Source organism: Flavobacterium sp. (assembly GCF_021151785.1).
Lineage (GTDB): Bacteria > Bacteroidota > Bacteroidia > Flavobacteriales > Flavobacteriaceae > Flavobacterium.
In genome coordinates this window covers 1-6,991 of the sequence record NZ_JAGKWP010000114.1, presented here as the reverse complement: position 1 = coordinate 6,991, position 6,991 = coordinate 1, and the positions used below count along the sequence as shown (strand labels likewise).

Below are 6,991 nucleotides of genomic sequence, written 5' to 3'. Positions count from 1 at the left end.
AGTAGAAACTTATTCCGTACTTCCAAACCTTTTTACAATCTTTTTTTAATTTATTTTTCTACCCACTTAAAACCAAGAAGTTACAATACAAAGTTTTTTCAAACCTTTGGTCGGATATTGTGTTGGATGTTGGGTGCTTGGTGTTAGTACAAAAAATTTGATGCCGAATGCAGAAACCAAAATAGCCCTGGGTGAAACAACAGCTTGTTTACTCCTAATATACTACAAACAAAAATCCTGCCGTGCGACACTAAAAGCACAAGTAGGATTCATTGTTTGTTTTATAGAAGTAAACAACTATCGTGGAACACAGGAATAGCTACTAAAAAAATACCTATATATAATGTGCAATTTTATACCTATATATATATTGTATGTAAAAACGCTTTGTTCTATATTTGCACTTTGTTAAATAAAAATATAAAATGATTAAAATTACTTTACCCGATGGTTCGGTGAAGGAGTTTGCACCAGGTGTAACTCCTATGGATGTTGCTAAAAGTATTAGCGAAGGTTTGGCTAGAAATGTAATTTCAGCTTCTTACAATACCATAACAATTGAAACATCGACCGAGTTGACCACGGATGGTAATCTTGTTTTATATACTTGGAATGATAAAGAGGGAAAGAAAGCATTTTGGCATTCTACTTCACACGTAATGGCTCAGGCATTAGAAGAATTATACCCAGGAATCAAATTAACACTAGGACCAGCAATTGACAATGGTTTTTATTATGATGTAGATTTTGGTGATCAAAAAATAACTGAGGCCGATTTTAAAAAAGTTGAAGATCGTGTTTTAGAAATTTCTAGAGAGAAGCACGAATTTAAAATGCGTCCTGTTTCTAAAGCTGAAGCTTTATCTATATATAAAGACAATGAATATAAAACAGAATTAATATCGAATTTAGAAGACGGTACGATAACTTTTTGTGATCACTCTAACTTTTTTGATTTATGTAGAGGCGGTCACATTCCAAATACAAGCATTATTAAAGCTATGAAAATTTTATCTGTAGCGGGTGCGTATTGGAGAGGTGATGAAAAAAACAAACAGTTAACTCGTGTTTATGGTATTTCATTCCCTAAACAAAAAGACTTAACCGATTACTTAGAATTATTAGAAGAAGCTAAAAGACGTGACCACCGTAAGCTTGGAAAAGAGTTGGATTTATTCCATTTTTCACAACGTGTAGGTCAAGGTTTACCGCTTTGGTTACCAAAAGGAGCTGCTTTACGCGATCGTTTAGAGCAATTTTTGAAAAAAGCACAGAAAAAAGCCGGATACGAACAAGTTGTTTCTCCACATATAGGACAAAAAGAACTATATGTTACTTCTGGTCATTACGCTAAGTATGGAGCAGATAGTTTTCAGCCCATTCATACACCAGCTGAAGGAGAAGAGTTTTTATTAAAACCCATGAACTGTCCGCATCATTGTGAAATTTACAATGCAAAACCATGGTCTTACAAAGATTTACCGAAACGTTATGCTGAATTCGGAACCGTTTATCGCTATGAACAATCTGGAGAGCTTCATGGATTAACTCGTGTTAGAGGATTTACTCAAGATGACGCACACTTATTTTGCACGCCTGATCAATTAGACGAAGAATTTAAAAACGTTATTGATTTAGTATTGTATGTGTTTGGCTCATTAGGATTTGAGAATTTTACTGCTCAAATTTCATTAAGAGATCCAGAGAAGCCAGAAAAATACATTGGATCTGATGAGAATTGGGAAAAAGCTGAAAATGCGATTATCAATGCTGCAAAAGAAAAAGGTCTTAATACCGTTGTAGAATATGGAGAAGCCGCATTTTATGGTCCGAAATTAGACTTCATGGTAAAGGATGCATTAGGAAGAAGTTGGCAATTAGGAACTATTCAAGTTGATTACAACTTACCTGAGCGTTTTGACTTAACATACAAAGGAAGCGACAATGAATTGCACCGACCAGTTATGATTCATAGAGCCCCATTTGGTTCTATGGAACGATTTATTGCCATTTTATTGGAACATACTGGTGGAAATTTCCCACTTTGGTTGATGCCTGAGCAGGCTATTATCCTGTCTTTGAGTGAGAAATATGAAAATTATGCAAAAAAAGTTTTAGATTTGCTAGAAAATCACGAAATTCGCGCCCTAATTGACAACCGAAACGAAACAATTGGTAAGAAAATTAGAGAAGCGGAAGTGAGAAAGTTCCCGTTTATGTTGATTGTAGGTGAAGAAGAAGAGAAAAATGGAACCATTTCTGTACGTCGTCATGGTCAAGATGGTAAAGGGAATGAAAGTATGACCATTGAACAATTTGCTGCTTTAGTAAATGAAGAAGTAAATAAAACATTAAAACAATTTTAAGTTTAACCACCTATTTATTAGGTATAAAATTTTAGAGCCATAGCAATAAGAAACAACAGAGGTTATCAACCTCGCGTAGAGAAAAAAGATGCACACCGAATTAATAATAACATTCGTGTGCCGGAAGTACGTCTTGTGGGTGACAACGTAGAACCAGGGATTTTTAAGACATCAGAAGCTTTAAAAATGGCTGATGAGCTTGAATTAGATTTAGTTGAGATTTCTCCTAACGCTGAACCACCAGTTTGTAAAATTATTGATTACGGAAAGTTTCTTTACGAACAAAAGAGACGTGATAAAGAATTAAAAGCAAAATCAACGCAAATCACAGTTAAAGAGATTCGTTTTGGTCCTCAAACTGATGAGCATGATTATGAATTCAAAAAGAAAAACGCTGTTAAGTTTTTACAAGATGGTGCTAAATTAAAAGCTTTTGTATTCTTTAAGGGACGTTCTATTATTTATAAAGAACAAGGACAAATATTATTATTACGTTTAGCTCAAGATTTAGAAGAATATGGTAAAGTGGAAGCCTTACCTGTTCTTGAAGGAAAGCGTATGATTATGTATATTGCTCCTAAGAAAAAAGGAAAATAAGTTCTTGAAAAAGCACTTAGTATTTAAAATAAAGTAAGTAAGATAAATACAAATACCTAGGAAAAGATGCCTAAAATGAAAACTAAATCTGGAGCTAAAAAACGCTTTGTTGTTACAGGTTCTGGAAAAATCAAAAGAAAGCACGCTTACAAAAGTCACATCTTAACAAAGAAGTCTAAAAAGCGTAAATTAGCATTAACACATGCTGGATTAGTACATAGTGCTGACGAAAGAAGTGTAAAAGAACAATTAAGAATGATGTAATTGTTTAAAATAGTGAAAGTGCCATACAATTATTGTTTGGATAACACGAATAACTATTTGGTTTAAATTATTTTATTAACCCTGGAGTAGGCTACTAAAAATTAAAGTAAAAAGTGTAGAAATACCGCCTCACTACAAAAAAAAGATTAAGAAATGCCAAGATCAGTAAATCATGTAGCTTCAAGAGCTCGTAGAAAAAAAGTATTGAAACTTGCCAAAGGATACTTTGGAAGACGTAAAAACGTTTGGACTGTAGCTAAGAATGCAGTTGAAAAAGCGTTAAGCTATGCTTACCGCGACAGAAAGCAAAAAAAGAGAAACTTCCGTGCATTATGGATTATGCGTATTAACGCTGGTGCTCGTTTACACGGTATGAGTTATTCTCAATTTATGGGTAAATTAAAAGCTAATAATATCGAATTAAACCGTAAGGTTTTAGCTGATTTAGCTATGAATCACCCTGAAGCATTCGCTGCTATCGTAAATCAAGTGAAGTAATAAACGTTTAACTTATTTATCTTACTTACCATAATAAAAAATCCCGACAGTGTCGGGATTTTTTATTTACCATTTTAAATTTAAAATGAAATTGAAAAACATTAAGTTAATAGTATCTGATATGGATGGTACTTTATTAAATTCAAATCATCAGTTACCGGGTAATTTTGAAGAAATTTATAAACTTTTGAAAGCCCAAAACATCAAATTTGTTGCGGCTAGTGGACGTCAATATCATAGCATCATTGACAAGTTTAAACATTTTACCAACAACATGACTATAGTTGCAGAAAATGGCGCCTTTATTACCTCTAATACTACTGAAATAGCGGTTCATAAAATCCCTAAAGCTAAATTAAATTCAATCATTTCATTTATCCGAACTATACCAAATACATATCTAGTTTTATGTGGAAAAAAACAAGCCTATATTGAACAACATGATGCCCATTTTGTTTCTTTCTTTAAAGAATTTTATAACGCCTATCAAATTGTTGATGATGTTTTGTCTATGGAAGATGACTTTTTTAAAATAGCGTTATTCAACCCTAATGGCGCAGAAGAAAATATTTATCCGCATTTATCCGCATTTACATCCGAGTTCCAGATTAAAGTTTCTGGTTATTATTGGGTAGATGTAATGCAATTAAATATAAATAAAGGTACGGCTTTAGAACAACTGCAAACTATTTGGCATATTTCAAAAGAGGAAACACTTGTTTTTGGTGATTATTTAAATGACTTAGAATTATTTAAACAAGCAACTTATTCGGTGGCTATGGAAAATGCCCACTCTACTATTAAAGCTTTAGCTTCTTATCAAACCAAAAGTAATGACGAAAATGGCGTAGTTGATTTCATTCAAAAAAATATTTTAGAATAACTTAATTTTGTAATACAAATATCAAATCATGACAAAAACCTTGCATCCTAGAAATAAACACAATTCACCCTATGATTTTAAGCAATTAATTGAGGTTTATCCTGAATTGAAATCATTTGTTTTTGTCAACTCTTACGGGAATGAAAGTGTTGATTTTGCAAATCCCGAGGCAGTAAGAGCTTTAAACAAAGCCTTATTAAAACAGTATTACCAAATTAATCATTACGAGTTACCTAAAACAAATTTAGTTCCGCCTATTCCCGGAAGAGTCGATTACATTCATTATGTTGCAGATTTATTAGCAAAAGGCATTAATGGAACTTTACCTACTGGAAGTGGTATAAAAATATTAGATATTGGAACAGGGGCAAATTGCATCTACCCTATTATTGGACATAAAACCTATGGATGGACATTCGTTGGAACAGAAATTGATAAACCTGCAAAAATTACGGCAGAAAATATTATAGATGCGAATCATCTGCAAAAAGCCATCACCATACGTTTTCAAGATAATAAAAGGAATATATTGAAAAACATAATTCAAGAAAACGAAAAGTTTGATTGTACCATTTGCAATCCTCCATTCCACGATTCTAGAGAAGCAGCAACAGAAGGTACCAAGCGAAAATTAAAAAATTTAGGTAAAGCTGTGGAAGGAAAACCAGTTCTTAATTTCGGTGGACAAAATAATGAATTATGGTATGAAGGCGGTGAAAAAGCATTTATAACTAATTACATCTATGAAAGTGCTCACTTCAAAAATCAAGTGAAATGGTTTACTACATTAGTTTCAAAAAAAGATCACTTAAAAGAGTTTTTCCGTATTTTGAAAAAATTAGATGCGAAATTTGAAACCATAGAAATGCATCAGGGCAATAAAATTACACGTATTTTGGCTTGGCATTTTTAATGTATAGTTTTCACCTATTCAAAAAAGACTTTTAAGTTTTTAATTTTTTCTTTTTCGCAGCTGGAAATAATACATTATTTAAAATTAGACGATAACCTGGCGAATTGGGATGCAAATCTAAAACGGTGGGTGCATCTCCTACTCTATGTTGATAATCTTCAGGATCATGACCTCCATAGTAAGTAAACATACCTTTTCCTTTAGTTCCATGAATATAACGAGCTTCACCATTAATCTTGCATTCCCCCATTACCAATACATTCGATTTAATTTTGTCTGCCCTAAATGCTGTGGTTTGTCCCATAAAGCCTTTAACTAATTGGGTATGGTTTTGACACAACATAGTTGGGATTGGATCCCATTTTGCTGAATATTCCATTAAAGTAAAATAATCATTTTCCATTTTCATAGCTCCTTTTCCATGTTCCTCAGTAGTATCAATATCTGAAAACTCATAAACCATCGGATTACGCTCTAAAGTATAATCCTTAAAAGCAAATGTAGCACTATAATCAATTTTCGATTGATAATTAGGATCACTAGGATCCCCGTCAAACATAGGTTCACAAATATCAATACCTTCTGCTGACAAGGAAATATCAAAACTATCTGTAGCTGAACACATTGCAAACATAAAGCCACCACCTATAACATAATCTCTAATTTTTATAGCTACAGCTCGCTTTTCATCAGAAACTTTAGAAAAACCTAATTTAGAGGCAAGCGCCTCAGCTTCTTTTTTCTGTTCAATATACCAAGGAGCATTTCGATAGGCTCCAAAAAATTTCCCATATTGACCAGTGAAATCTTCATGATGAAGATGTAACCATTCATACATTAGTAATTGATCACTCAATACTTCCTCATCATAAATCTCGGTATAAGGAATTTCGGCATAAGTCAAAACTAAAGTTACGGCATCATCCCAAGGTTGCTTTCCTTTTGGGGTATAAACAGCAATCTTTGGAGCTTTTTCTAATAAAACTGCTTCCATATTTTGAGATGGACTATTTATTTCATCTAAAATAGCATTTGCACTTCCATCAGATAAAATCTCAAAAGAAACACTTCTTATTTGACATTCCTTTCTAATATCATCTGCATCAGGTAACAAAAACGCACCTCCTCTATAGTTCAATAACCAGTTTACTTTATATCCTTTAGCTAAAGCCCAATATGTAATTCCATAAGCTTTAAGATGATTTTGCTGACTTTCTGCCTCCATAGGAACTAAAACAGATGAAGCATTAACACCTAATAAAGTTAATAGGCTTATGAATAAATATATTTTTCGTGCAAAACTCATATCAAAAAGTCCAAAAAATGGTTAGTAAACAAATTTAATTAAAAAAGATGAATTATGAACTTAGGCAGAATAATCTAATCAAAAAAAGAAAAAAATTAAATTATGGTATTAATCTTTAAAAAATATTTAGCATAAATTATACTTTGTTAAAAATAGATTATTAT

At 32.5% G+C, this 6,991-nt stretch carries 7 protein-coding genes; 6 read left to right on the top strand and 1 reads right to left on the bottom strand.

The annotated features are described in order from the left end of the window. Positions 1 to 425: 425 nt before the first annotated feature. From thrS to rlmF, 6 genes are all read left to right on the top strand, one after another. A complete protein-coding gene (gene thrS, locus QZ824_RS10080) occupies positions 426 to 2,366 on the top strand; it encodes a threonine--tRNA ligase (protein ID WP_291275892.1) in 1,941 nt (646 codons plus the stop codon). 45 nt (positions 2,367 to 2,411) lie between these two features. Beyond that, on the top strand, positions 2,412 to 2,963 hold the full coding sequence (infC, locus tag QZ824_RS10075) for a translation initiation factor IF-3 (protein WP_084642275.1): 552 nt from the start codon (positions 2,412 to 2,414) through the stop codon (positions 2,961 to 2,963). A gap of 66 nt (positions 2,964 to 3,029) precedes the next feature. Continuing rightward, positions 3,030 to 3,227 carry a 50S ribosomal protein L35 gene (gene rpmI / locus QZ824_RS10070; protein ID WP_014388015.1) on the top strand — a complete coding sequence of 66 codons (198 nt, stop codon included), beginning with the start codon at positions 3,030 to 3,032 and terminating at the stop codon, positions 3,225 to 3,227. Positions 3,228 to 3,380: 153 nt separating this feature from the next. Beyond that, positions 3,381 to 3,725, top strand: coding sequence for a 50S ribosomal protein L20 (gene rplT, locus QZ824_RS10065; protein WP_014388014.1), 345 nt, complete (start codon positions 3,381 to 3,383; stop codon positions 3,723 to 3,725). Between the two features lie 85 nt (positions 3,726 to 3,810). Continuing rightward, on the top strand, positions 3,811 to 4,608 hold the full coding sequence (locus QZ824_RS10060) for an HAD family hydrolase (RefSeq protein WP_291275891.1): 798 nt from the start codon (positions 3,811 to 3,813) through the stop codon (positions 4,606 to 4,608). A gap of 28 nt (positions 4,609 to 4,636) precedes the next feature. Then, positions 4,637 to 5,521 (top strand): 23S rRNA (adenine(1618)-N(6))-methyltransferase RlmF, encoded by an 885-nt coding sequence (gene rlmF / locus QZ824_RS10055; protein ID WP_291275890.1) that lies wholly within the window; start codon positions 4,637 to 4,639, stop codon positions 5,519 to 5,521. 31 nt (positions 5,522 to 5,552) lie between these two features. On the opposite strand, the gene QZ824_RS10050 is transcribed toward rlmF, so the two are convergent. Beyond that, positions 5,553 to 6,827 carry an asparagine synthetase B gene (locus QZ824_RS10050; RefSeq protein WP_291275889.1) on the bottom strand — a complete coding sequence of 425 codons (1,275 nt, stop codon included), beginning with the start codon at positions 6,825 to 6,827 and terminating at the stop codon, positions 5,553 to 5,555. Positions 6,828 to 6,991: the final 164 nt, after the last annotated feature.

Excerpts from the sequence above, each read along its gene's own strand:
- rlmF (WP_291275890.1), top strand. The coding sequence starts at position 4,637 with ATGACAAAAACCTTGCATCCTAGAAATAAACACAATTCACCCTATGAT.
- thrS (WP_291275892.1), top strand. The coding sequence starts at position 426 with ATGATTAAAATTACTTTACCCGATGGTTCGGTGAAGGAGTTTGCACCA.
- QZ824_RS10050 (WP_291275889.1), bottom strand. The coding sequence starts at position 6,827 with ATGAGTTTTGCACGAAAAATATATTTATTCATAAGCCTATTAACTTTA.
- rpmI (WP_014388015.1), top strand. The coding sequence starts at position 3,030 with ATGCCTAAAATGAAAACTAAATCTGGAGCTAAAAAACGCTTTGTTGTT.
- rplT (WP_014388014.1), top strand. The coding sequence starts at position 3,381 with ATGCCAAGATCAGTAAATCATGTAGCTTCAAGAGCTCGTAGAAAAAAA.
- QZ824_RS10060 (WP_291275891.1), top strand. The coding sequence starts at position 3,811 with ATGAAATTGAAAAACATTAAGTTAATAGTATCTGATATGGATGGTACT.